Genomic DNA, 23,055 nt, shown 5'->3' with positions numbered 1-23,055 from the left:
TATTTGAGATAAATGATTAAATTATTTTTTTCATTACATAATCTTCCATCAAATATCCATTTCCAATTTCAATATCAACTTCATCGATGATTTCAAAACCTATTTTTTTATAAAAATTCAATGCTGTATTAAACCGGTTTACATTTAAAAAGAGCTCTTTTGAATTATTTTCTAATGCCAACTTTTCTATCGAACCAAAAACCTCTTTCCCATAACCTTTTCCTTGTGTTTCTGGCAAAAGATATATTTTATGAATTTTGGTAATCAATTCATCATTATAATGATGCTCTATTCCTATAAAACCAATTATTCCTTCAAAATCAGAGATCAAACAAAACAATTGTTCGTTATACTGAATTTGTCGGGTCAAAAGTACTTCTGAATAAATTAAATCCAACATATAATCCAATTGTACTTTGGTTAAGATTTCTCCATAAGTACTTGGCCAAGTAACATTAGCAATTTCTTGAATTGTTTTAATATCATTTAATCCCGCTTTTGAAATGCTAATCATATATTCTAAACTATTTGTATTTAAATTATTTACTAAAGATTTGATTTTCCTGCTCGCTAACCCTTATAAAGGTTGTCCGTTTGGTGAGTTCCTTTAATCTCGAAGCCCCAACATAAGTACAAGTGCTTCTTAATCCACCCAAAATATCCAAAACAGTATTGATAACTTTTCCTTTATAAGGAACTTGAACAGTTTTACCTTCACTTGCTCTATATTCTGCAACACCTCCTACATGTTTATCCATTGCAGTAGTAGAACTCATTCCGTAAAATTGTCTAAATTTCTGTCCTTCAATTTCGATCATTTCGCCACCACTTTCGGCATGACCAGCTAGCATCCCTCCCAACATTACAAAATCAGAACCAGCTCCAAAAGCTTTTGCAACGTCACCAGGGGTTATACATCCACCATCGCTAATAATGTGACCTCCTAAACCATGAGCTGCATCGGCACATTCAATAATAGCTGAAAGCTGAGGATATCCAACTCCAGTTTTTACACGAGTTGTACAAACAGAACCTGGTCCAATTCCGACTTTAACAATATCAGCTCCAGCTAACAACAGTTCTTCTACCATTTCACCAGTAACAACATTACCAGCAATAATCACTTTGTCAGGATATTGTTTACGGGTTTGTTTTAAAAACTGAACAAAATGTTCCGAATAACCATTGGCAACATCAATACATATAAATTTAAGCTGCGGATTTGCTGTAATAATTTCGGATATTTTTTTAGAATCTTCTTTTCCGGTTCCAGTACTTACAGCTATGTAATTATAAAAATCATCTGGAACATTTCTCAGATAAATACTCCATTCCTGAGGGGTATAATGTTTATGTATAGCGGTAAAAAGTTTTTCTTTAGCCAACGCTTTAGCCATTTCAAAAGTTCCTACAGTATCCATATTGGCAGCCATAATCGGGATTCCTGTCCAACTAGTTGTGCTATGCAAAAATTTAAAATTCTGCTCTAAAGAAACTTCAGATCTACTTTTCAAAGTTGACCTTTTGGGTCTAATCATTACGTCTTTAAATCCCAATTTCAAATCAGCTTCTATTCTCATGGCTTAAAATTTTTGGTTACTCTCAAATATACTATTTTTGAAAAATAACAGATTAAAAGCGCTTAAAAACTAATTACCCATTTATCAACAATAAAACTTTAAAAACAATAAATTAACCATGAATTGTTTCTCCCTTACCGTAATTGGTAATAATAGATTCTTCAAAAGCCAACCATTCTCTCCAACGCTTTTCAACATCTATTCCAACACCGTATTTTCTGGCATAAGTAATAAAAGTAGTATAATGTCCAGCTTCACTTTCCATTAATTCGCGGTAAAAAACAGCTAATTCTTTATCGTTAATATTTTCCGACAAGACTTTGAATCGTTCACAGCTTCTAGCTTCAATCATAGCCGAAAACAACAAACGTTCTACCAAACCAGAAACCCTGCTACCGTCACCACTTCTTTTCATATACAAATACAATTCATTTACATAATCGTCTTTACGCTCACGTCCTAATTTTAGTCCACGCTGGATGATGATATTGTGTACTTGTTCAAAATGATCTATTTCTTCTTTGGCCAAAGCCAATAAATCCTTTACTAAATCTTGATGCTCTGGATTATTGGTAATAATTGTAATGGCATTGGTAGCAGCTTTTTGCTCGCACCAAGCATGATCTGTTAGAATCTCTTCTATGTTTTTTTCAACAATATTTACCCATCTGGGATCAGTTGGTAATTGTAATCGTAATACGCCCATTTCTTTTTTTGTTTAAAGTTTAATTTTGTTGAACCGTTTAAAGTTGTTTGAAAATGAAAAAAGTTTAAAGTTTCGGAATGCTTTTAGACAAACGCAAAACTTTAAACTTTAAACCTGAAACTTTAAACAAAAATTTAGAAAACGAAAATAGCTCTTTCGCTCATCATTTCGTTAACTTCTGTTGCTACTTGTTCGATAACATCTTCGTTTGTATGATCAACCAAAACTCTATCAATCAAATCTACAATAGTTTCCATATCTTCTTCTAGCAAACCACGAGTTGTGATTGCAGCAGTTCCTACACGAATTCCAGAAGTAATAAATGGTGATTTATCATCAAAAGGAACCATGTTTTTATTTACAGTAATTTCTGCTTTTACAAGAGCATTTTCAGCTTCTTTTCCAGAAATGTTTTTATTTCTCAAATCAATCAACATCATGTGGTTATCTGTACCACCAGAAATGATGTTGTATCCTCTTTTCACAAAAGCTTCGGCCATTGCTTTAGCATTTTTTTGCAATTGCATAGCGTATGTAAAGAATTCATCTTGCAAGGCTTCACCAAATGCTACCGCTTTTGCAGCAATAATATGCATCAAAGGTCCCCCTTGATTTCCAGGGAAAACAGCCAAATCTAACAAGTTAGACATCATTCTAATTTCACCTTTAGGAGTTGTTAATCCCATTGGGTTTGGAAAATCTTTACCCATCAAAATCAAACCTCCACGTGGTCCACGTAACGTTTTGTGAGTTGTAGTAGTCACGATATGACAATGTGGAATTGGATCGCTTAATAATCCTTTTGCAATTAACCCAGCTGGATGAGAAATATCAGCCATTAAAATTGCCCCAACACTATCTGCAATTTGTCTAAAACGAGCAAAATCCATATCACGAGAATATGCAGAAGCTCCAGCAACAATTAACTTTGGTTGTTCTTTAGTTGCTATTTCTTGGATTTTATCATAATCTAATCTTCCCGTTTCTTTATCTACACCGTAGAAAACTGGATTATAAAGACGTCCTGAAAAGTTAACAGGTGAACCATGAGTTAAGTGACCTCCATGAGACAAATCAAAACCTAATATTTTATCACCAGCATTTAAACAAGCATGATATACTGAAGCATTTGCTTGCGAACCTGAGTGTGGTTGCACGTTTGCATATTCCGCACCAAATAATTCTTTTGCTCTATCAATAGCAATTTGTTCAACAACATCTACTACTTCACAACCTCCATAGTATCTTTTACCCGGATAGCCTTCAGCATATTTATTTGTTAAAATAGAACCAGCAGCTTCTATAACTTCATCACTTACAAAATTCTCAGAAGCGATAAGCTCTAATCCGTGAATTTGTCTGTCTTGTTCTTCTAAAATAAGGTCAAATATTTGTTTGTCGCGTTGCATTTTTTTAATTTTAGTTAATTCGACGCAAAAATACAAAAAAACGCTTGGTAAACAATTAGATTATAATATATTTGACAAGTAATTTTCAACATACAATTAACGATATTATGCCAATAACTGCCAACGATACAACACGAAAATCATGGTTAGAAACTTTTCCTGACAGTGACTTCCCTATTCAAAATATTCCTTTTGGTGTTTTTCTAACCAAAGAAAACGTCGTTACAGTAGGAACTCGAATTGGTGATTTTGCTATCGATTTAGGCGCTTTACAACAACTAAATTATTTTGAAGGTATTGATTTAACCGATGATATGTTCATGCAGGATACCTTAAATGATTTTATCTCGGACGGAAAAAAAACATGGCGCTTAGTTCGCAACAGAATTGCAGATATTTTTGATGCCAACAATCCAGAATTAAGAGACAACATTGAACATAGAAACATTCTTATTTTTAAAATAGAAGATATCGAAATGCAACTCCCTGTTTTAATAGGAGATTATACGGATTTCTATTCAAGTAAAGAACACGCTACCAATGTTGGCAAAATGTATCGCGATCCCGAAAATGCATTATTACCCAACTGGCTTCATATACCAATTGGTTATCACGGGAGAAGCTCTACAATAATCCCTTCAGGAATACCCGTACATAGACCAATGGGACAAACTTTACCACAAGGCGAAACCACACCTGTTTTTGGCCCATCAAGATCAATCGATTTTGAATTGGAAACTGCATTCATTACTACAGATTGCAATATTATGGGAGAAACGATTCCAATTAGTGAAGCCGAAGACTATATTTTCGGAATGGTTTTACTGAACGATTGGAGCGCTCGTGATATTCAGAAATGGGAGTATGTGCCATTAGGTCCATTCTTAGCCAAAAGTTTTGCCTCGTCAATTTCCCCATGGATTATCACTATGGATGCTTTAGAACCTTTTAGAACAAAAGGACCAAAACAAGAACCTGTTCCGTTCCCTTATTTACAACAAAAAAGAAAACATTCTTTCGATATAAATCTTGAAGTTTCTATTGCTCCAGAAAACAAAGAACCTACAGTTGTTTCAAAAACCAATTTCAAATATTTGTATTGGACAATGAGCCAACAATTAGCACATCATACCTCCAATGGTTGCCGTGTTAATTCGGGTGACATGATGGGTTCAGGAACCATTTCTGGACCAACACCTGACAGCTATGGCTCAATGCTAGAATTAACATGGGGAGGAAAAAACCCAATAAAGCTGAATGATGGCACAGAACGTAAATTTATAAATGATGGAGACACTGTAATTATCAAAGGATACAGTCAGAACGGAAAAGTTCGCATTGGTTTTGGAGAATGCTCAAGCAAATTACTTCCCCCATTTTTATCACAGTAATTTAAAAATACGATTACTATAACAACCGACAATTCTAACTTGTCGGTTTTTTATTTCTAAAACTTCACTTCTAACCAACTAACCAACATATAAACTTCCATCAACAGTCTTTGGAGAGAAAATTTCACTAATAATCAAACAAAAACACTTCCTAAACACACTCGAATTTTCAATATTTAAAATCTAAAAACTTAAAAGGAAGAAAAAAACACTAAAACAAAGCCTTTTATAATAAATACCAATCTTAATTCCACAAAAAACTAATCATTTGTTAAAAAAAAGACTTTTACAAAAAAAACAACCATTAAATAAAAAATAATTGTAATTTTGCCCCATGAAAAATAAAGGAACATATATCACAATTATCTCTCGGATAATGCCAACTACAACTTCTCCCGAAGTACGGATGCTATAATCATAGCTTCCAAAGTGTATTCGTAATATAGCTACTCATTTCTTATTTTATCATTTTGAAATTATTTCCATATTTATTTGGATTTATTTGTCTAAATAAAAACACCAATTTAAATTCATCTAACTGTAACTCAATCTATTGGATTGTACTTATCTGCATTTATTCTATATTTGATATTGCAAATAAAAACGATTACAAATTTGATTACAACAATTTTTTTTAACCTAAAATTCAACTAGTGAAAACAAACATTTCTATTGTAGTAACTCAAGAAGAACACTATAAATATGCACAAGAAATATGTGACACAATAGAATCGTCTGCCTTATTGAGAGGCACAGGTATTGCCAAAAGAACACCAGAATATATTCAGAAAAAAATGTCAAACGGAGATGCTGTTATAGCATTAGACAAAAATGGGGTTTTTGCAGGTTTTTGCTATATTGAAAGTTGGCAACATGGCAAATTTGTTGCTCACTCTGGATTAATCGTACATCCTGACTTTAGAAACTTAGGTTTAGCAAAGAAAATCAAAACTTTTGTATTTAATTATTCATTAAAAAAATACCCTGGTGCCAAAGTTTTCGGTATTACAACTGGTCTGGCTGTAATGAAAATTAATTCGGATTTGGGATACAAACCAGTTCCCTTTTCCGAATTAACCAACGATCCTAGCTTTTGGAAAGGATGTCAAACTTGCACCAATTTTGAAATCTTAAAAAGCAAAGATTACAAAATGTGTTTGTGCACTGGAATGTTATACGATCCAGCAGAAAAACCAAAAGATCCGCCAAAACATCCATTTAATAAAAGAATCTGGAATCGTTTAAAAGAAATCAAACAAGCCCTTTTCTTGCAAAAAGAAAAATAAAAAAGTTAAAAGCTCATCACAATAAGTTCAAATAAAATGAAATCGGGGTTTTGCAAACTCCACAAAAACAATATAAAATGGGAAGTAAAAAAGTAGTTTTAGCATACAGCGGAGGATTAGACACATCATACTGTCTGAAATATTTGAAAAACGAAAAAGGTTTTGAAGTTCATACTGTATTGGTTAACACAGGTGGTTTTGACGATGCCGAATTGAAAGCTATCGAAGACCGTGCTTATGAATTGGGAAGCGCCAAACACGCAAACCTTACTATTTTAGACAAATACTATGACAAAGCCATTAAATATTTGATTTATGGAAATGTTTTAAAAAACAACACCTATCCTTTATCTGTAAGTGCTGAACGTGTTTTTCAGGCTATCGAAGCTATCAAATATGCTAAATCGGTTGGTGCTACAGCCATAGCTCATGGAAGTACAGGTGCAGGAAACGACCAAATCCGTTTTGATTTGATTTTTCAAACTATCGCTCCCGAAATCGAAATCATCACGCCTATCCGGGACTTAAAATTATCTCGTCAGGAGGAAGTAGAATATTTGCAAAAAAACGGAGTGTCTTATTCTTGGGAAAAAGCACAATACTCTATCAACAAAGGTCTTTGGGGAACTTCTGTTGGAGGAAAAGAAACGTTGACATCTGCAAAACCATTACCAAGCGAAGCTTACCCATCTCAATTACAAAAAGAAGGTGAAGAGAAAGTAACTTTGGAATTCAAAAAAGGAGAATTAGTTGCTGTAAATGGCGTTACTGACAAACCTTCGAACAACATTGTAACACTTGAAAAATTAGCTAGTGCGTACGCTATCGGTAGAGATATTCACGTTGGAGATACCATTATAGGAATCAAAGGAAGAGTTGGTTTTGAAGCTGCTGCCCCAATTATCATTATCAAAGCACATCATTTATTAGAGAAACACACTCTTGGTAAATGGCAACAATATTGGAAAGAGCAACTAGGAAACTGGTACGGTATGCTTTTCCACGAAGGGCAATTTTTAGATCCTGTGATGAGAAATATTGAAACGTTCTTAGAAGATACTCAAAAAACTGTAAATGGAACAGTAACTGTTTCTTTAAAACCTTACCATTTCTCATTAGACGGAATCGAATCTGAAAACGACTTGATGAACACTGGTTTTGGTCAATACGGAGAAATGAATAATGCTTGGACATCAGAAGATGCGAAAGGGTTTATTAAGATTTTAGGAAATGCTCAAAACATTTTCTCTTCAGTAAATCAGGAAATTTACGAATAATAATATACAGCATTCGTACAGACGGATTCGTACAGACGGGGTTCAGTACAGACGGGTTTCAAACCCGTCTCTACACACATAAAAAATTAAAATATAAATTATGATTACAATTGGAATAATTGGCGGTTCAGGTTATACGGCTGGGGAACTCATCAGAATTTTGATGAATCACCCCGACGCCAAACTGGATTTCGTTTACAGCACCACCAATGCTGGAAAACAGCTTCATGTGGCTCATCAGGATTTATTGGGCGAAATTGAATTTACTTTTACCGATACAATAAATCCAAATGTGGATGTAGTTTTCCTGTGTTTAGGTCATGGAAAATCAAAATCGTTTTTAACCGAACACCAATTTGCAAGCCATACCAAAATCATCGATTTAGGAAACGATTTCAGATTGAACAAAGACGAAGTTTTTGACGGCAAAAAATTCATTTACGGCTTACCTGAATTGAACAAAACCGAAATCAAAAACGCTCAATTCATTGCCAATCCAGGTTGTTTTGCTACGGCTATTCAGTTAGCTTTATTGCCATTAGCTTCTGACGGATTATTAAATGACGACGTTCACATCAACGCCACAACAGGAAGTACTGGTGCTGGAGTAAGCCTTTCCGAAACTTCGCATTTTAGCTGGAGAAACAATAACTTTTCACATTATAAAGCTTTTGATCATCAGCATTTGGGAGAAATAGGCGAAAGTTTACACCAATTACAGGCTGATTTCAAAAACGAATTGCTTTTTATTCCGAACAGAGGCGATTTCCCAAGAGGGATTTTTGCTACTTTATATACAAAATCAGAAGATAGCCTAGAAAATTTGGTTGCCAAATACGAAGCTTTTTATAAAGATCAACCGTTTGTAACCGTTACCACTACCAATATCAATATGAAACAAGTGGTACAAACGAACAAATGTATTATTAGTTTAATGAAAAAAGGAAACCGGATTTTGATCACTTCGGTGATCGACAATTTAGTCAAAGGTGCCTCTGGACAAGCCATCCAAAACATGAATTTGATGTTTGGATTGGAAGAAACCACAGGATTGCATTTGAAACCAAGCGGATTCTAATATAAATTGTTTCAAGTTTCAGGTTTAAAGTTACTTACTGAACTTGAAACATGAAACTTTAAACTTTAAACAATAAAAAACATGAACTTATTCGACGTTTACCCATTATATCCTATTACACCTGTAAAAGCATTAGACTGCACTATTTACGATGATAAAGGAACAGAATATTTAGATTTATACTCTGGTCACGGAGTAATTTCAATCGGGCATGGACAGCCTGATTATTTGGCAAAAGTAAAAGACCAATTGGAAAATTTGAGTTTTTACTCGAATGCCATCCAAAATCCGTTGCAAATGGAATTGGCCGAGAAATTAGGAAAAGCTTCTGGTTTGACTGATTTCAGCTTATTCTTATGTAGTTCAGGTGCCGAGGCAAACGAAAACGCTTTGAAACTGGCTTCTTTCCACAACGGAAAATCAAGAGTGATTGCTTTTGATAATTCATTCCACGGAAGAACTTCAGCAGCCGTAGCTGTAACAGACAACAAAAAAATCGTTGCTCCGATTAATGCTCAGCAAGTCGTTACTTTCCTGCCTTTGAACCAAATTGATTTGGTTGAAGCCGAATTAGCAAAAGGCGATGTTTGTGCAGTAATTATAGAAGGCGTTCAAGGTGTTGGTGGTTGCGACCAAGGGACAACAGAATTTTTTCAAGCTTTGGAAAAAGCTTGTAATGCACATGGGGCAATTTTAATTTTAGACGAAGTACAATCGGGTTACGGAAGAAGTGGAAAATTCTTTGCGTTTCAACACCACGGAATCAATCCGGATATCGTAACTACCGCTAAAGGAATGGGGAACGGTTTCCCGATTGGAGGTGTTTTGATTTCTCCTAAATTCCAAGCGAGCTACGGATTGTTGGGAACCACTTTTGGCGGAAGTCATTTGGCTTGTGCTGCGGGAATTGCGGTTTTGGATGTGATTGAAAAACTAAATCTTATCGAAAACACTAATAAAGTTTCTGCCTATTTCATGGAAGCCATCAAAGCTATCCCTGAAATCAAACAGATAAAAGGAAAAGGATTAATGTTGGGAGTTGAATTTGACTTTGACGTGAGTGCTTTGAGAAAGAAAATGATTATTGAAAAACATATTTTTACAGGTGGAGCCAACAATAAAAACTTATTGAGAATTCTGCCTCCGTTAACGGTTACTACCGAAGCCATTGATACTTTTATCGTGGCTTTGCAAGAATCATTAACTGAGTTGAAATAATTATTAATCTCCCGCAGATTTTGCCGATTCTGCAGATTGTATTTTGAAATTTCCAATATCTGCTTAATCTGCGGGAGAAAATAAATAAAGCGAGAATAAATTAACTCACGTTATAAATAACCAAAAAACCAATGAATACATTACTTCCGATCGAAAAAAGAAACGCTGTTTTAACCACAATGGCAACTCTTTTAGAACAAGAAAGAGAAGCTTTGAAAGCTATCAACCAACAGGATTTAGCCAATTATAGTGGTGAAGATTTAGCTATGGAAAAGCGTTTGCTTGTAGATGACGCCAAGGTTGATGCCATGATTCTTTCGGCGCAACAACTAGCTAGTCAGGAAGATCCTGTGGGGCAAATTCGCTACGAATTTACTCATGAGAACGGAATGCGAATCAGCAATAAAACGGCCGCTTTTGGAACGATTATGATTATTTATGAGTCAAGACCAGACGTAACGGTTGAAGCAGGAGGAATTGCATTCAAATCTGGAAATAAAATTCTTTTGAAAGGCGGTAAAGAGTCCTTACTTTCTAACCAAAAGATTGTAAGTCTTTGGCATCAGGCATTAGAATCGAATGGTGTTTCTACGGAATGGGTGGAATATTTGAATTATGATAGAGCGCAAACTCAGGCTTTCTTGGAAAAACCAACACAAAGAGTAGATTTAATCGTTCCTCGTGGTGGTGAAAAATTAATTGAATTCACCAAAAAACACGCTACTTGCCCAGTTATTGTAAGCGGTCGTGGTAACAACTTTCTTTATATCCAAAAAGAAGCCGATTTGAAAAAAGCTCTTGACATTATCATCAACGGAAAAACAACCAACATCGGAGTTTGTAATGCGTTAGACAAAGTTTTAATTGACACCACGCTTCCAAATTGGGAGATTTTCGGAAAACAATTGGTTGAAGAATTAAAAAAATATAACGTTGAAATATTAGGAGATTCCGCTTTCGCAAATGCTACTCAGATACCTACAATTGAAAATGAAGAGATTTGGTATGAAGAGTTTCTGAATTATAAAATTGTTATCGGAGTGGTAAATTCTAATGAAGAAGCGATTGCCAAAATCAACAAATATTGCGGTGGGCATTCAGCTACGATAATTACAGAAAACAATTCTGTTGCGCAGGAATTTATGGATAATGTTGATTCGGCAGCAGTATATCAAAATGCTTCTACCCGATTCACAGATGGTGGTCAGTTTGGTTTAGGAGGAGAATTAGCCATCAGTACAGATAAATTACACCAACGAGGACCAATTGGATTACAACATTTGGTAACCAATAAGTGGTACATTTATGGCGAAGGACAAATTAGATAAATCAATTAAGAATTACGAATTATGAATTACGGACTAAAATTAATCTACAATTCAAAATCCGTAATTCGTAATTCATAATTGAATAAAAAATGGCAAAAAAACGAATTTTATTAAAATTAGGTAGCAACACCTTAACCAAGGAAACCAATCATATTTCGAGAGGAAAGATTGAGGATATTGGTATGCAGATTGCCGCTTTAAACGATGAATACGAATTTATCATCGTAAGTTCTGGTGCCATTGCTGCAGCCAAACAATTTGTAAAATTAGACAATCATGATAAAGACGTTTTTGTAAAACAAGCTCTAGCATCTATTGGACAACCTCATTTGATGCGGATTTACAATGAAAATTTCAAAGATTTAGGTTTGAATATTTCGCAATGCCTGCTTTCCTATTCAGATTTTGAAAAAGAACAAACCCGAAAAAATATTGTAAATACTATTAATGTATTAGTCAAAAACAATTACATCCCAATTATCAACGAAAATGATACTGTTGCAACGGATGAAATTAAGTTTGGTGACAATGATAAATTAGCGGCTTTGACTGCCGTTTTATTGAATGTTGACATTCTGATTATTGCAACTAATACTAATGGAATTTATACAAAAGCTTCTTTCAAAGATGAATTTCCTGAAACTATTGAATTAGTAAATGATTTGACTGTTTTGCAAAAAGAAATTGGCGATTCTAAGTCATCTCATGGAACTGGTGGTATGCAATCTAAAATTGATTCGGCGGCTATTGCCAAAGCCGCAAAAATTGAAACTTGGATTGTCAACGGTCTGGAAGATAATTTTATGTTGAAAGCGTTGAACAACGAAATAGCATTTACTAAAATCATATAATGTTAATTCGATTAATCAATTAAACTAATAACCGTTTAAACTAATAAAGCAATGAACTTTATATCCATACAAAATATAGAATCGCTTGACAAATGGGTGAAACAAGCCTTAAAAATCAAGAAGAATCCACTTAAAAATAAAAAGCTAGGAAAAAACAAAACATTAGTAATGTTATTTTTCAACCCTAGTTTGAGAACCCGTTTAAGTACGCAAAAAGCGGCTTTAAATTTGGGAATGAACGTGATGGTAATGAATTTTGGTGGTGAAGGCTGGACACTTGAATTTGAAGACGGAACAATAATGAACCAAGGAGCTTCGGAACATATCAAAGAAGCTGCCGAAGTTGTTTCACAATATGCCGATATTATTGCGATTAGAGCCTTTGCGGGATTAGTCGATAAAGAAAAAGACAATGCTGAAACGGTATTGGCAGGCTTCTTAAAACACGCAACTGTGCCTATTGTAAACATGGAAGGTTGCACTGGACATCCTTTACAATCATTGGCAGATGCTATTACGATGGCAGAATACAAAACCAAACACAAACCAAAAGTGGTTCTGACTTGGGCGCCGCATCCAAGAGCTTTGCCTCAAGCTGTTCCTAATTCTTTTGTAGAAATGATGCAAAAGCAAAAAGATATGGATTTTGTAATTACACATCCTGAAGGTTACGAACTCAATCCTGACATCACGAAAGATTCTGTCATTGAATACGATCAAAATAAAGCGTTTGAAAATGCTGATTTTATTTATGCCAAAAACTGGAGTAATTATATCGACTATGGAAAAATTACCAATACCGATCCAAACTGGACCGTTACTGCCGAAAAAATGGCTTTGACTAATAATGCCAAATTCATGCACTGTCTGCCGGTTCGTAGAAATGTAATCGTTGCGGATGAAGTAATAGACAGCGAAAACTCTATTGTTATCGAACAAGCCAACAATAGAACCTATTCGGCTCAATTAGTATTGCAAAAAATATTGGAAAATGGAAAATAAACAATCCTTATCCATCATAAAAATTGGTGGAAACATCATTGATAATCCAACCGAATTAACTCAATTCCTTTCTGATTTTTCTAAAATAGAAGGAAATAAAATTCTAGTTCACGGTGGAGGAAAATCAGCTACCAAAATGGCTCAAAGCATTGGATTAGTTCCTCAAATGATTGACGGAAGAAGAATTACTGACCAACCCATGTTGGATGTAGTAGTAATGATTTATGCTGGTGAAATCAATAAAAATGTTGTAGCTCAATTACAAGCTAACAATACCAATGCTATGGGATTTTCAGGAGCTGACGGAAATTTAATCCAGTCCACTAAAAGAAATCACCCAACTATTGATTATGGCTTTGTTGGAGATGTTAAAAAAGTAAATACTTCATTGCTAGAGACTTTAATCAACAGCGGTATTGTTCCTGTTTTCTGTGCTATTACACACGATAAAAACGGACAATTATTAAATACCAATGCCGATACTATTGCAAGTGAATTAGCTATTGCAGCCTCCGAAGTTTTTGAAGTTACTTTAAACTATTGCTTCGAAAAAGCTGGAGTTTTAACCGATGTTGAAGATGAAAATTCAGTTATTGAAAACATCAACCAAGATTTGTATGCTCAGTTAAAAACTGAAGGAGCCATTCACTCTGGTATGATTCCTAAACTAGATAACTGTTTTAATAGTTTATCTAAAGGAGTTCAAAAAATAAAAATTGGACATCATAGAATGTTACAAAATAAGACCGCATTGCATACCACAATAACGTTATGAAAAACATAGAAACCCTTACACAAGAAGCCATTGCGTTATTAAAATCGCTAATTGAAACCCCTTCCTTTTCAAGTGAAGAAGATCAAACTGCACTTTTAATCGAAAATTGGTTTACTCAAAATAACATTCCTCTCGAAAGAGAGAACAACAATATTTGGGCTTACAATAAAAATTTTGATAAAAGTAAACCCACCATTCTTTTAAACTCCCACCACGATACTGTAAAACCGAACAAATCCTATACAAAGGATCCATTCAAAGCTATTGTTGAAGATGGCAGATTGTACGGTTTAGGAAGTAATGATGCAGGTGGATGTTTGGTTTCTTTAATTGCAACATTCACTCATTTTTACGAAAGTGAAAATCTTCCTTACAATATCGTAATGGTAGCTTCTGCTGAAGAAGAAAGCAGTGGAAAAAATGGACTAAACAGTGTTTTAAAAAATTTACCGGAATTAGAATGTGCAATCGTTGGCGAGCCTACTTTAATGCAATTGGCTGTAGCCGAAAAAGGCTTGTTAGTTTTAGATGTGAAAGTAAACGGTACAGCCAGTCACGCCGCACACAACAATCCCGATAATCCTATTTACAATACATTAGCTGTAATTGAATGGTTTAAAAACTATCAATTCGAAAAAATATCAGAGGTTTTAGGTCCTGTAAAAATGACCGTAACCCAAATCAATGCAGGAAAACAACATAATGTAGTTCCTTCTGAATGTGAGTTGGTTGTAGACATTCGTGTGAATGATTGCTACAACAATACCGAAATCTTAGAAACAGTAAGAGCTAATATCAATGCCGAAGCCAACCCGCGTTCAATGCACCTAAACGCTTCTTCTATTCCAATTACACACGGATTAGTTCAAGCAGGTATTGCATTAGGAAGAACTACTTATGGTTCTCCTACTCTTTCGGATCAATCGGTTTTATATTGTAAATCATTAAAACTAGGACCTGGAGACAGCTTACGTTCGCACTCGGCTGATGAATTTATTTATTTAAACGAAATCGAAGAAGGAATCGAATTGTATATTAAAATATTGACAGATTTTTTTAATAATATTAAGTAGCTAATCCCGCTATCCGCTTTATCTTTCCCTGCTTAAAGAAAGCAGGAAAAGGATACCGCTGCTATCGGGGCTAAAAAATAAAAACTTCGCAAATCTCTAAGAAACTCAGAGTGTCTCAGCGAAATAAAAACAGAATTATGAAACTTTGGGAAAAAGGAATACCAACTGATAAACAAATCGATTTTTTCACTGTTGGAAACGATCGTGAATTGGATTTAATCTTAGCCAAACACGATGTTAAAGGAAATATCGCTCAAGCAAAAATGTTAGCTAAAATTGGTTTAATCACTAATAAAGAATGCGAGGATTTATTGGGTGCATTGGCAGAAATTCAGCAAGATATTGCAGCTGGAAATTTTACTATCGAAGATTCATTTGAAGACGTACACTCAAAAGTAGAATATTTACTTACCCAAAAAGTTGGCGAAGCTGGAAAAAAAATCCATACTGCTCGTTCTCGTAACGACCAGGTTTTAGTAGATATGAACTTGTACTTAAAAGAAGAAGTATTGCAACTAAAACAGCAGGTAAAATCACTTTTTGATTTATTGATGGCTTCTGCAGAAAAATATCAAAATGTTTTATTACCAGGCTATACGCATTTACAAATTGCCATGCCAAGTTCTTTTGGAATGTGGTTTTCGGCTTATGCTGAAAGTCTGATTGACGATATCAGTATGCTAAATGCTGCCCTACAAGTAGTTGATCAAAATCCGCTTGGTTCTGCAGCAGGCTACGGTAGCTCCTTCCCTATTGACAGAACATTTACCACTCAAGAAATGGGTTTTAGCACCTTAAAATACAATTCGGTTGCGGCACAAATGAGCCGTGGAAAATCAGAGAAAACTGTTGCTTTTGCTATGGCAAGTGTAGCGGGTACGCTTTCAAAATTCGCCTATGATGTATGTTTATACATGAGCCAAAACTTTGATTTTATTGGTTTACCAGCCAATCTTACAACTGGTTCTAGCATTATGCCTCATAAAAAAAACCCTGATGTATTTGAATTAATTCGTGGAAAATGTAACAAGATTCAGTCATTACCATACGAATTAACTCTAATTACTAACAACTTGCCAAGTGGTTATCATAGAGATTTACAACTTTTAAAAGAAGGTGTTTTCCCTGCTATTCAAAACTTAAAAGCTTGTTTGGATATTGCTATTTTCTCTATTCCGGATATTAAGGTAAAAGAGAATATTTTAGAGGACAAAAAATACGATTACTTATTTACCGTAGATACTTTGAACGAAATGGTTTCGGCTGGAATTCCTTTTAGAGATGCCTACAAAGAAGTAGCATTGCAAATTGAAGCTGGAAATTACAAATCGCCTAAAGCAACCAAACACACACATGAAGGAAGTATCAACAACCTTTGTCTGAATGAAATTAAAGCAAAAATGGAAAGTACTTTTTAGGAAAACATAAAAATGATGCATAAAAAAAGATATTAGAACAACTCTAATATCTTTTTTTTAACTATTGAGACTTAGTATTGCTAATCAACTTTCTTAAAAACCAACTCAACACCAGAGGGATTATTCAGTATTAATCTATTGTTTTCAATCGAATAATTAGTGGTGCTTTGTAATGCTTTAAGAAAAATAGATTCTTTATTATTTCCTATACAAGCTCTTCTAGTTGAAATGACATTTGTAAATCTAAGTAATCCTCTTTCGAAGAAAATTGAACCTGTCATTCTATTACAACCTGCATAACCTGAGAGTTTATTCTCTTGAGTATTTATTTCAAGATTAGGTAATTCTTTAGCAAAATCTGCTACGCTAACATTCTCACCATTTAGTTTTTCTAAAACCCAAATATCATTCAAACGATAATCAGTAACATAATTTCCACATCCATTTAAATGAATTGTCTCTCCATTCTTTTCAAAATCGATTCGAACTGAATAAGAAGATTGAGCACCTGACATTGCATTCGTACATACTTGTTGCATAATTTGGACAGTCATAGTACCGACTTCAGTTGTAGTTCGATACATCTTAACATTGGCATCCATAGCACGAATTGGCTCCACATGTTTTACTGTCAAATCTTCACAACCTGGTTTTAATGAAGTAAATTCAATAGCAGTTTCTGAAATTTTCAGGTTCCAATCTGGTTCTGTTCCGCTTCCCCTAAAATAAATACCTTTTTCCATATTTTCAGCTTGTTGTTTGTAAACAGATGAGGGCTCTATAATTTTTCCACTAGACTGAGGTATTGTAACTGTTTTACATCCAATTAACAACAAAGTAATTACAACTCCGATACCCCCTTTTAATTTGATCATTATATAACTATTTTTAGATTATTTAAATTTTCCATCAACATAAAACCAACAATTATTTTCCTTTTGAAAGGTTGAAAACTCATGATGTATTTGAGCTTCATTATATGCATCAATAAAATACGCCTTAAACTCAACTGTTGTTTCTGTAAAAGCAATTATTTCTAACTTTTGCCAATTATTTGCAGTAGCCCATTGCAAAATCTCATCATGAGAATATAAATTTCTTTCAGAATAATGGGTTGTCGCCAACAAATAATCAACATGATGGGTAGCATAGGCAGAATATCTTGATTTCATTAAAGCCAACGCAGAAGGCGCATTTTCAGCCCCTATGATATAACGATTACAACATAAATCAAAAGGCTTTAAGGAACCGCAATAACAATTTTTCAAAGACATAATTTGATAATATTACTGAAGCGAAATAATTTTTTGATGCAATTGATTCAGCAATACTTGGTACTTGCTAATCTCTCTTAGCTCATCGTCCTCATCGGTATGATCCAAAAGTTCGTCTAATTCTTCGCTAATATCTACTAATTTATTATTGGCTTCTTTAGCATTTTTAGCTACAATCAAATCAATAATTTCTTGAACTCCGTTTTTTAATTCTTCAAATTTTGTTGTGTCCATTACAAATGAAATAAGTTATTCTCTGAAGTTTTAGCCTCATTAAATTTTTTAGTAATTTGTTTTAATTTTTCTTTTCGTTCCAATTCAGCTTTTTTGGCTTTAGCTTGAGCTTTATGCAACTTATCGTTGTGTTTCTTTATATTTCGCTCGTTATTTCTTCCCATGACATTTCAATTAATCGTTACCAATTTCTCTTTTGATTTCTTCCAAGGTTTTATTGGTAAAAATCAGTTGATTTATTATTTCCATTCGCAAGGAGTCAATATCATCATAATCAAAATATTTTGCCCAAGAAGTCAATTCAAATAAATTCCGAATTTGTTTAATTCGTTTTCCTGTAGCAAAACTTGTTCTTAAAATTGCTTTTCCATCATAATTAGGATCATTACGATGTTGATAATTTACTTTCTTTTTTTCGAAATTAGCTTCTAAATAATATAATTCTTCTTCAGCATTGTCAGGATAAAATTTATTCCAAGGAGCAAAACCAAGTTTAAATTTAGATTCCGTTTCGGGTTCTAAAGGTTCTAAACGCCATTTGCTATTAGCCAAACGCCCCCAATGATTTGACAAACGATACATTCCTTCACTTGTGTAAAAATATTTGCTACCCGATTGACTATCATATTGCGCCTTCATGCCCTCAATTCTTTCAGAAAGGACTTCATTAAAAACACAAAATGTATTTTTAAAAGATTTAGGACTTGGTTTAAATATTTTTTCCATGAAACAAAGGTACTCACAAACGATTAAATATACCAGCCAAAATATAAAATCGATAGTAATTGCACTCCTAATCACTTTTCAGCGTCAAAATCAACAAAATACTTTTTTGATTTTTTTTAGGGTCTAAATTGAAAAGTTAAAAAAAAGTGTACCTTTGCAAAAAAATTGTCAAGATTCAGCCTAAAAAACATCGGTTTGATAGTAAAAGACAAGTAGTTACCTTATTTATGAAAAAAATAGTTGAATACCGCAAACTACTAAATGTAGAGAAAACTGTAGAGCTTAAAGAATTAAAAACTATCTATCGCAATGCGATGAAAGATGCACATCCTGATAAATTTCAAGGAGATGATGAAGGACTAAAAGCAGCTGAAGAAAACAGTAAAAAAATTATTGAAGCTTACCATTTCTTGGTAAGTATCAATGCCGAAACAATCAAACAACAATTGCCAGAATACAATGAAACTATTGCTACAGCAACAATTACAGACTATAAATTTGTTGAAGCTAGATTAATTGTTAACTTCTCAAACGGTAGTGTTTACGAGTACATTAGTGTTCCAAAAGCTACCTATATTAAAATGGTAAATGCAGATTCGCCAAACCGTTTTGCAAAAAGGCATATTTTTAACGCTTATCCTTGGAGAAAAACAATCAACCAAGAATAATTGCTGATAAAAAACAAATTATTGTAAAGCACTCTTTTATAAGGAGTGCTTTTTTTATTCTTTTCATTTGAATTGGTTAGTCGTTGAAAATAAATTAATGCACTCGTTTAAATTAATCTTTTTTTTTAACAAGTTATTTAATAAATTAGCGTACCCTAATTAAACTAAACCAATATAACCTACAAATGAATGAAAGAATCAACTCCTATGAGAGACAGTATGTCAATGCATTAAAAACAATTCAAAAACTACAAATTACAAAAGCAGAAATTGACAGCAAATTAAAATCAAATCCTGTTTGTTCGCATTTACTCAAAGAACTTAGAGCTATAAACTTGGATATTACAATCACTCTGAATGAAATCGAACATATAGAGACCTATATTCATGAAAATAAGTCTTCTGTAAATTAAAAACTATAACGTTAAAGAAAGTGCCTATAGAAAAAAACTACACAAAAAAAACAAAAGCATCACATCTAAAAGTAAAATAAAATAGATTTGTAGTCTTGAAAATCACAAACTCCATATTTTCACGTTTTAAAAGCGTAAATTACCCCAAATTATAACATAAATTTAGGCACTAAAGTTATTGCCAGTTTATATTTTTAAATACTTTTGTAACCTTAAAACAATTAACTAAAAAAAATGAAAAAAATTATTTTATTTCTTACTGCTACTGCATTACTTACTTCTTGTAGCAAAGACAAATACACTATCTCAGGGACTGCTACTGGATTTGAAAATGGGAAGACCGTTATTCTAGAAACTCAAGATGAAAAAGGAATGGGATTAATTGCTGTAGATACAGTAAAAATAGAAAATGGCAAATTTGAAATTGAAGGTAAAGTAACTGAACCTGCTTTCCATACATTACAAATCGAAGGCGCACAAGGTAAAATTCCATTTATCTTAGAAAGTGGCGACATTACAATTGTTGTTAACAAAGACACTATCCAAAAATCTAAAATTTCTGGAACTTACAGCAATGATGAGTATGTGAAATTTAATGAAGAAATCACTAAAATACAAAAGCCTTTAATGGACTTTCAAACAGCCAATATGCAAAAAATGCAAATGGCTCAACAGGCTAAAGACACAGCAACTATCAATGCTTTAATGAAAGAGTACACTAAACTTCAAACTGAAATGGGTGAAACTTCGAAAGCAAAATACGTTGACTACGCAAATACTCACCCAAAATCTTTTATTAGTGTATTAATCATTGAAGGAATGAGTAATGACCCAACTGTAGATTCTAAAAAAATAGAAACAATGTACAACGGTTTGGACGAATCATTAAAAAATTCTAAACACGGTAAAACTGTTAAAACAAAAATTGCTGCATTAAAATTACCTTCAGTAGGAGCTTCTGCTACACCAGCCGCTCCAGCTGCTAAATGAAGGACAGATTTTTCAGCTCCTAATCCAGAAGGCAAAACAGTTAGCCTTAAAGAAAGTTTAGGAAAGGTTACAATTGTTGATTTTTGGGCTTCTTGGTGTGGTCCATGTCGTAGAGAGAACCCAAATGTTGTAGCCATCTATAATGAATTCCATTCAAAAGGATTAAATATAATTGGAGTTTCTTTAGATGAAGATCCAGTAAAATGGAAAGAAGCTATTGCCAAAGATAAATTGACCTGGACGCACGTTTCGAATCTTAAAGGCTGGGAAGAACCAATTGCTAAACAATACAAAGTTGAATCGATTCCTGCTACCTTTATCCTGGATCAATCTGGAAAAATAGTCGCACAAGACCTAAGAGGTGAAGAACTTAAAGCCAAAATAATTGAATTATTAGGTAAATAAACAAAACCCTTCACAGAAAAGAAAAGAGGTTGTCTCAAAAAGTGAGACAACCTCTTTTCTTTTATACCTATCGGAGAAATTTTTCATTTATACTATTCTCAAAAGCTTGGTTTTACTTTTGAGACAGCCTCTTTTTTGTGGTTTAATAATCAAAAATGGTTAGCAAAAACAACTGTTAAGGCTTATAAAATATGCCGTTTTTAAAAAAGTTTATTAAAATTAGTTTCAATAAATTTCCATAACTAATTCAATTCAGAAACAAAGAGCCTAATTAAACAAAATACACCAAAGAATTGGTACAAAAAAAATGAGACTATACTAAACACACAGTCTCATTTTACTTAAAAAAATTATTTTACAATAATTAAATCTACATACTAGCTTTTAGGGCATTGTACTCATTTGTCATATCAAGCGAACGATAAACTCCCATAAGAGATTTTAATACATCTTGGTTTTTGGGTTCAATATCCAACGCTTTTTTTAGATACGGAATAGCACTTCGTACTAAGTCGTCCTTTTTATTTTTTAGCACATCATACTTTTTCATATCTTCAGGAGAATTACCTAAAGCCGACATTTGATCCATTAACGGTCTTTTGGACTCTAATTTAACGTAAGCCAAATTGATATATCCTTCAACATATTTAGGATCTAAATCGATAACACTTTTATAACAAATTTCAGAGTTGACAAAATCGTTTTTTTCTAAATACACATAAGCAAGGTTCTTATAGATCTCGACCTTTTTAGATGGTGAAAATGCGTCTCTTGGCTTTTCATACAAACCTGATTCTACACTTGAATTTCTAGCTCCTGCCGAAACAAAAGCATCCTCTTCTTTTGACTTCTTATTGGTTGCATAATAAATAATTCCTTTTCCTGAATAGTTTATTTTCTTTAGCTCTTCATAATATTTAACTGCCAAATCATAATCTTTTGCCTGCATAGAAGCAGATGCCGCATTAAACAAATTCAAAGTATCTTTTTTATCAAAAGTGTAAACTTTATAACTCTTTTCAGAGCTTTCTTTGTATTTGCCATTTTTATAGTCTTCAACGGCACCATTTACCAATTGAGATTTCATTTCTTTTAAAGCAATGTTGGCTTGTAATGTATATTTATATTTTCCATCTTCATTTTCATATCTAATTAAATCCTGATATGCCTCAGATGCCAAAGCAAAATTATTAGTATCACCCGTTTTGGTTGCAAGATTTCTTAAAACATTACCTTTCAACAAATAAAAATCAGATTTATCTTCATAAGATGCGTTAATAATTAAGTATTCAGATTTTTTAAGAACTCCTAATGCTTCTTGCATTTTTCCGTTAGAATACAATGATTGTGCTTCTTTAATTTGAGATTTTTGTGCATTTACGACAACATTTATCGATAACACTACTGCTAGTATTATAAATTTTCTTTTCATAAGGTTAAGTTTAATGATTAAAACAAAAAAAGGTTTGGATGCGATTAAATTCAGAATAATAAATTCAACACTCCATTGAAGAATATTGAAAGTTATACTTATACATTTATAATCAAAGTAACGTGATTCAGATTCGAATCTATAATTGAAGAGTAATTTTATATCATACTTAGAAAATTAACTGGGTTAGACATTCAACATTTATTTTTAACAGAATTAAAAAATATTCTTTTTTTTAACAATATTTATTCTACAACGGTTTTTTTTATTCTTTTTTTTTTATAAAAAATTTAATTTCCAACTAAAATAAAATTTTAATCCGAGAAAGCAAATCTTTTTTATCCTTTTTTTTTTAAAACAATTACAACGTTTTCGTAAAATAAAATTCAAAACCTTTAAAATCACTACATCACACTATTATCCATTTTATTTAAATTTTTAAATACAATTTCAATATTGAAATTAAACCAAAATAAAAAACCTGCTCTGACTTGACAAATCAGGCAGGTTTTAAAAATTCA

Annotated in this window: 24 protein-coding genes and 1 pseudogene; 15 read left to right on the top strand and 10 right to left on the bottom strand. The window is 33.2% G+C overall.

What is annotated here, in order from left to right; all coding sequences use genetic code 11:
• Window positions 1-16: 16 nt before the first annotated feature.
• The 4 genes from ABEB18_RS00815 to glyA all read right to left on the bottom strand — a co-directional run bounded on the left by ABEB18_RS00815 (window position 17) and on the right by glyA (window position 3,695).
• Window positions 17-514: a GNAT family N-acetyltransferase gene (locus ABEB18_RS00815; protein ID WP_348797102.1), complete on the bottom strand. Its 498-nt coding sequence runs from the start codon at window positions 512-514 to the stop codon at window positions 17-19.
• Between the two features lie 25 nt (window positions 515-539).
• Window positions 540-1,580, bottom strand: a complete 1,041-nt coding sequence (locus ABEB18_RS00810) for a GMP reductase (RefSeq protein ID WP_348797101.1) — start codon at window positions 1,578-1,580, stop codon at window positions 540-542.
• Between the two features lie 112 nt (window positions 1,581-1,692).
• Window positions 1,693-2,286, bottom strand: a complete 594-nt coding sequence (locus ABEB18_RS00805) for a MiaE family protein (protein ID WP_348797100.1) — start codon at window positions 2,284-2,286, stop codon at window positions 1,693-1,695.
• A 134-nt stretch (window positions 2,287-2,420) separates the two neighbouring features.
• Window positions 2,421-3,695 carry a serine hydroxymethyltransferase gene (gene glyA, locus ABEB18_RS00800; protein ID WP_348797099.1) on the bottom strand — a complete coding sequence of 425 codons (1,275 nt, stop codon included), beginning with the start codon at window positions 3,693-3,695 and terminating at the stop codon, window positions 2,421-2,423.
• A 107-nt stretch (window positions 3,696-3,802) separates the two neighbouring features.
• Between glyA and fahA the strand changes: the two genes are divergently transcribed.
• The 11 genes from fahA to argH all read left to right on the top strand — a co-directional run bounded on the left by fahA (window position 3,803) and on the right by argH (window position 16,392).
• Window positions 3,803-5,086, top strand: coding sequence for a fumarylacetoacetase (gene fahA, locus ABEB18_RS00795; RefSeq protein WP_348797098.1), 1,284 nt, complete (start codon window positions 3,803-3,805; stop codon window positions 5,084-5,086).
• Between the two features lie 653 nt (window positions 5,087-5,739).
• Entirely contained in the window at window positions 5,740-6,372 is a 633-nt protein-coding gene (locus tag ABEB18_RS00790) for a GNAT family N-acetyltransferase (protein ID WP_348797097.1), read from the top strand.
• A 77-nt stretch (window positions 6,373-6,449) separates the two neighbouring features.
• Window positions 6,450-7,649 (top strand): argininosuccinate synthase, encoded by a 1,200-nt coding sequence (locus ABEB18_RS00785; protein ID WP_348797096.1) that lies wholly within the window; start codon window positions 6,450-6,452, stop codon window positions 7,647-7,649.
• A gap of 100 nt (window positions 7,650-7,749) precedes the next feature.
• A complete protein-coding gene (gene argC, locus ABEB18_RS00780) occupies window positions 7,750-8,727 on the top strand; it encodes an N-acetyl-gamma-glutamyl-phosphate reductase (protein ID WP_348797095.1) in 978 nt (325 codons plus the stop codon).
• Between the two features lie 81 nt (window positions 8,728-8,808).
• Window positions 8,809-9,945, top strand: coding sequence for an aspartate aminotransferase family protein (locus ABEB18_RS00775; RefSeq protein ID WP_348797094.1), 1,137 nt, complete (start codon window positions 8,809-8,811; stop codon window positions 9,943-9,945).
• A gap of 131 nt (window positions 9,946-10,076) precedes the next feature.
• Complete coding sequence (locus ABEB18_RS00770) at window positions 10,077-11,273, top strand: glutamate-5-semialdehyde dehydrogenase (RefSeq protein ID WP_348797093.1); 1,197 nt, start codon at window positions 10,077-10,079, stop codon at window positions 11,271-11,273.
• Window positions 11,274-11,362: 89 nt separating this feature from the next.
• Complete coding sequence (gene proB, locus ABEB18_RS00765) at window positions 11,363-12,124, top strand: glutamate 5-kinase (protein ID WP_348797092.1); 762 nt, start codon at window positions 11,363-11,365, stop codon at window positions 12,122-12,124.
• A 51-nt stretch (window positions 12,125-12,175) separates the two neighbouring features.
• A complete protein-coding gene (locus tag ABEB18_RS00760; RefSeq protein ID WP_348797091.1) occupies window positions 12,176-13,126 on the top strand; it encodes an N-acetylornithine carbamoyltransferase in 951 nt (316 codons plus the stop codon).
• Complete coding sequence (gene argB / locus ABEB18_RS00755) at window positions 13,116-13,901, top strand: acetylglutamate kinase (RefSeq protein ID WP_348797090.1); 786 nt, start codon at window positions 13,116-13,118, stop codon at window positions 13,899-13,901. Before ABEB18_RS00760 ends, argB begins: the two co-directional genes overlap by 11 nt.
• On the top strand, window positions 13,898-14,974 hold the full coding sequence (locus ABEB18_RS00750) for a M20 family metallo-hydrolase (protein WP_348797089.1): 1,077 nt from the start codon (window positions 13,898-13,900) through the stop codon (window positions 14,972-14,974). Before argB ends, ABEB18_RS00750 begins: the two co-directional genes overlap by 4 nt.
• A 137-nt stretch (window positions 14,975-15,111) precedes the next feature.
• Window positions 15,112-16,392: an argininosuccinate lyase gene (gene argH / locus ABEB18_RS00745; protein ID WP_348797088.1), complete on the top strand. Its 1,281-nt coding sequence runs from the start codon at window positions 15,112-15,114 to the stop codon at window positions 16,390-16,392.
• A gap of 80 nt (window positions 16,393-16,472) precedes the next feature.
• Here the strand turns inward: argH and ABEB18_RS00740 are convergent, their stop codons facing one another.
• From ABEB18_RS00740 to ABEB18_RS00720, 5 genes are read right to left on the bottom strand one after another with little or no spacing between them, the layout of a single operon-like run.
• Window positions 16,473-17,267 (bottom strand): META domain-containing protein, encoded by a 795-nt coding sequence (locus tag ABEB18_RS00740; protein ID WP_348797087.1) that lies wholly within the window; start codon window positions 17,265-17,267, stop codon window positions 16,473-16,475.
• Between the two features lie 18 nt (window positions 17,268-17,285).
• The gene (locus tag ABEB18_RS00735; protein WP_348797086.1) at window positions 17,286-17,666 is read right to left on the bottom strand and encodes a YchJ family protein; all 381 of its coding nucleotides are present in this window, start codon (window positions 17,664-17,666) and stop codon (window positions 17,286-17,288) included.
• A 12-nt stretch (window positions 17,667-17,678) separates the two neighbouring features.
• Window positions 17,679-17,900: a hypothetical protein gene (locus ABEB18_RS00730; protein ID WP_348797085.1), complete on the bottom strand. Its 222-nt coding sequence runs from the start codon at window positions 17,898-17,900 to the stop codon at window positions 17,679-17,681.
• Window positions 17,900-18,064, bottom strand: coding sequence for a hypothetical protein (locus ABEB18_RS00725; protein WP_348797084.1), 165 nt, complete (start codon window positions 18,062-18,064; stop codon window positions 17,900-17,902). Before ABEB18_RS00725 ends, ABEB18_RS00730 begins: the two co-directional genes overlap by 1 nt.
• Window positions 18,065-18,074: 10 nt before the next feature.
• A complete protein-coding gene (locus ABEB18_RS00720) occupies window positions 18,075-18,626 on the bottom strand; it encodes a hypothetical protein (RefSeq protein WP_348797083.1) in 552 nt (183 codons plus the stop codon).
• Window positions 18,627-18,853: 227 nt separating this feature from the next.
• Here ABEB18_RS00720 and ABEB18_RS00715 point away from each other — a divergent pair, with 227 nt between their 5' ends.
• The 4 genes and pseudogenes from ABEB18_RS00715 to ABEB18_RS00700 form a co-directional block, all read left to right on the top strand.
• A complete protein-coding gene (locus ABEB18_RS00715) occupies window positions 18,854-19,294 on the top strand; it encodes a KTSC domain-containing protein (RefSeq protein ID WP_348797082.1) in 441 nt (146 codons plus the stop codon).
• Window positions 19,295-19,479: 185 nt separating this feature from the next.
• Window positions 19,480-19,707, top strand: coding sequence for a hypothetical protein (locus tag ABEB18_RS00710; protein ID WP_348797081.1), 228 nt, complete (start codon window positions 19,480-19,482; stop codon window positions 19,705-19,707).
• A 234-nt stretch (window positions 19,708-19,941) separates the two neighbouring features.
• On the top strand, window positions 19,942-20,697 hold the full coding sequence (locus tag ABEB18_RS00705; protein WP_348797080.1) for a DUF4369 domain-containing protein: 756 nt from the start codon (window positions 19,942-19,944) through the stop codon (window positions 20,695-20,697).
• An 18-nt stretch (window positions 20,698-20,715) separates the two neighbouring features.
• Window positions 20,716-21,102: pseudogene (locus ABEB18_RS00700) on the top strand (TlpA family protein disulfide reductase); the annotation flags it as partial.
• Between the two features lie 370 nt (window positions 21,103-21,472).
• Here ABEB18_RS00700 and ABEB18_RS00695 read toward each other — a convergent pair.
• Complete coding sequence (locus ABEB18_RS00695; protein ID WP_348797079.1) at window positions 21,473-22,534, bottom strand: tetratricopeptide repeat protein; 1,062 nt, start codon at window positions 22,532-22,534, stop codon at window positions 21,473-21,475.
• Window positions 22,535-23,055: the final 521 nt, after the last annotated feature.

Source organism: Flavobacterium adhaerens (genome assembly GCF_040045115.1).
Taxonomy (GTDB): domain Bacteria; phylum Bacteroidota; class Bacteroidia; order Flavobacteriales; family Flavobacteriaceae; genus Flavobacterium; species Flavobacterium adhaerens.
Note: the sequence above shows the minus strand (reverse complement) of the source record. Positions and strands in the feature narration are given on the sequence as shown.

What these genes read in the sequence shown, in the direction of transcription:
- ABEB18_RS00815 (WP_348797102.1), bottom strand. Translation starts at nt 514, where the DNA reads ATGATTAGCATTTCAAAAGCGGGATTAAATGATATTAAAACAATTCAA.
- ABEB18_RS00810 (WP_348797101.1), bottom strand. Translation starts at nt 1,580, where the DNA reads ATGAGAATAGAAGCTGATTTGAAATTGGGATTTAAAGACGTAATGATT.
- ABEB18_RS00805 (WP_348797100.1), bottom strand. Translation starts at nt 2,286, where the DNA reads ATGGGCGTATTACGATTACAATTACCAACTGATCCCAGATGGGTAAAT.
- glyA (WP_348797099.1), bottom strand. Translation starts at nt 3,695, where the DNA reads ATGCAACGCGACAAACAAATATTTGACCTTATTTTAGAAGAACAAGAC.
- fahA (WP_348797098.1), top strand. Translation starts at nt 3,803, where the DNA reads ATGCCAATAACTGCCAACGATACAACACGAAAATCATGGTTAGAAACT.
- ABEB18_RS00785 (WP_348797096.1), top strand. Translation starts at nt 6,450, where the DNA reads ATGGGAAGTAAAAAAGTAGTTTTAGCATACAGCGGAGGATTAGACACA.
- argC (WP_348797095.1), top strand. Translation starts at nt 7,750, where the DNA reads ATGATTACAATTGGAATAATTGGCGGTTCAGGTTATACGGCTGGGGAA.
- ABEB18_RS00775 (WP_348797094.1), top strand. Translation starts at nt 8,809, where the DNA reads ATGAACTTATTCGACGTTTACCCATTATATCCTATTACACCTGTAAAA.
- ABEB18_RS00770 (WP_348797093.1), top strand. Translation starts at nt 10,077, where the DNA reads ATGAATACATTACTTCCGATCGAAAAAAGAAACGCTGTTTTAACCACA.
- proB (WP_348797092.1), top strand. Translation starts at nt 11,363, where the DNA reads ATGGCAAAAAAACGAATTTTATTAAAATTAGGTAGCAACACCTTAACC.
- ABEB18_RS00760 (WP_348797091.1), top strand. Translation starts at nt 12,176, where the DNA reads ATGAACTTTATATCCATACAAAATATAGAATCGCTTGACAAATGGGTG.
- argB (WP_348797090.1), top strand. Translation starts at nt 13,116, where the DNA reads ATGGAAAATAAACAATCCTTATCCATCATAAAAATTGGTGGAAACATC.
- ABEB18_RS00750 (WP_348797089.1), top strand. Translation starts at nt 13,898, where the DNA reads ATGAAAAACATAGAAACCCTTACACAAGAAGCCATTGCGTTATTAAAA.
- argH (WP_348797088.1), top strand. Translation starts at nt 15,112, where the DNA reads ATGAAACTTTGGGAAAAAGGAATACCAACTGATAAACAAATCGATTTT.
- ABEB18_RS00740 (WP_348797087.1), bottom strand. Translation starts at nt 17,267, where the DNA reads ATGATCAAATTAAAAGGGGGTATCGGAGTTGTAATTACTTTGTTGTTA.
- ABEB18_RS00735 (WP_348797086.1), bottom strand. Translation starts at nt 17,666, where the DNA reads ATGTCTTTGAAAAATTGTTATTGCGGTTCCTTAAAGCCTTTTGATTTA.
- ABEB18_RS00730 (WP_348797085.1), bottom strand. Translation starts at nt 17,900, where the DNA reads ATGGACACAACAAAATTTGAAGAATTAAAAAACGGAGTTCAAGAAATT.
- ABEB18_RS00725 (WP_348797084.1), bottom strand. Translation starts at nt 18,064, where the DNA reads ATGGGAAGAAATAACGAGCGAAATATAAAGAAACACAACGATAAGTTG.
- ABEB18_RS00720 (WP_348797083.1), bottom strand. Translation starts at nt 18,626, where the DNA reads ATGGAAAAAATATTTAAACCAAGTCCTAAATCTTTTAAAAATACATTT.
- ABEB18_RS00715 (WP_348797082.1), top strand. Translation starts at nt 18,854, where the DNA reads ATGAAAAAAATAGTTGAATACCGCAAACTACTAAATGTAGAGAAAACT.
- ABEB18_RS00710 (WP_348797081.1), top strand. Translation starts at nt 19,480, where the DNA reads ATGAATGAAAGAATCAACTCCTATGAGAGACAGTATGTCAATGCATTA.
- ABEB18_RS00705 (WP_348797080.1), top strand. Translation starts at nt 19,942, where the DNA reads ATGAAAAAAATTATTTTATTTCTTACTGCTACTGCATTACTTACTTCT.
- ABEB18_RS00695 (WP_348797079.1), bottom strand. Translation starts at nt 22,534, where the DNA reads ATGAAAAGAAAATTTATAATACTAGCAGTAGTGTTATCGATAAATGTT.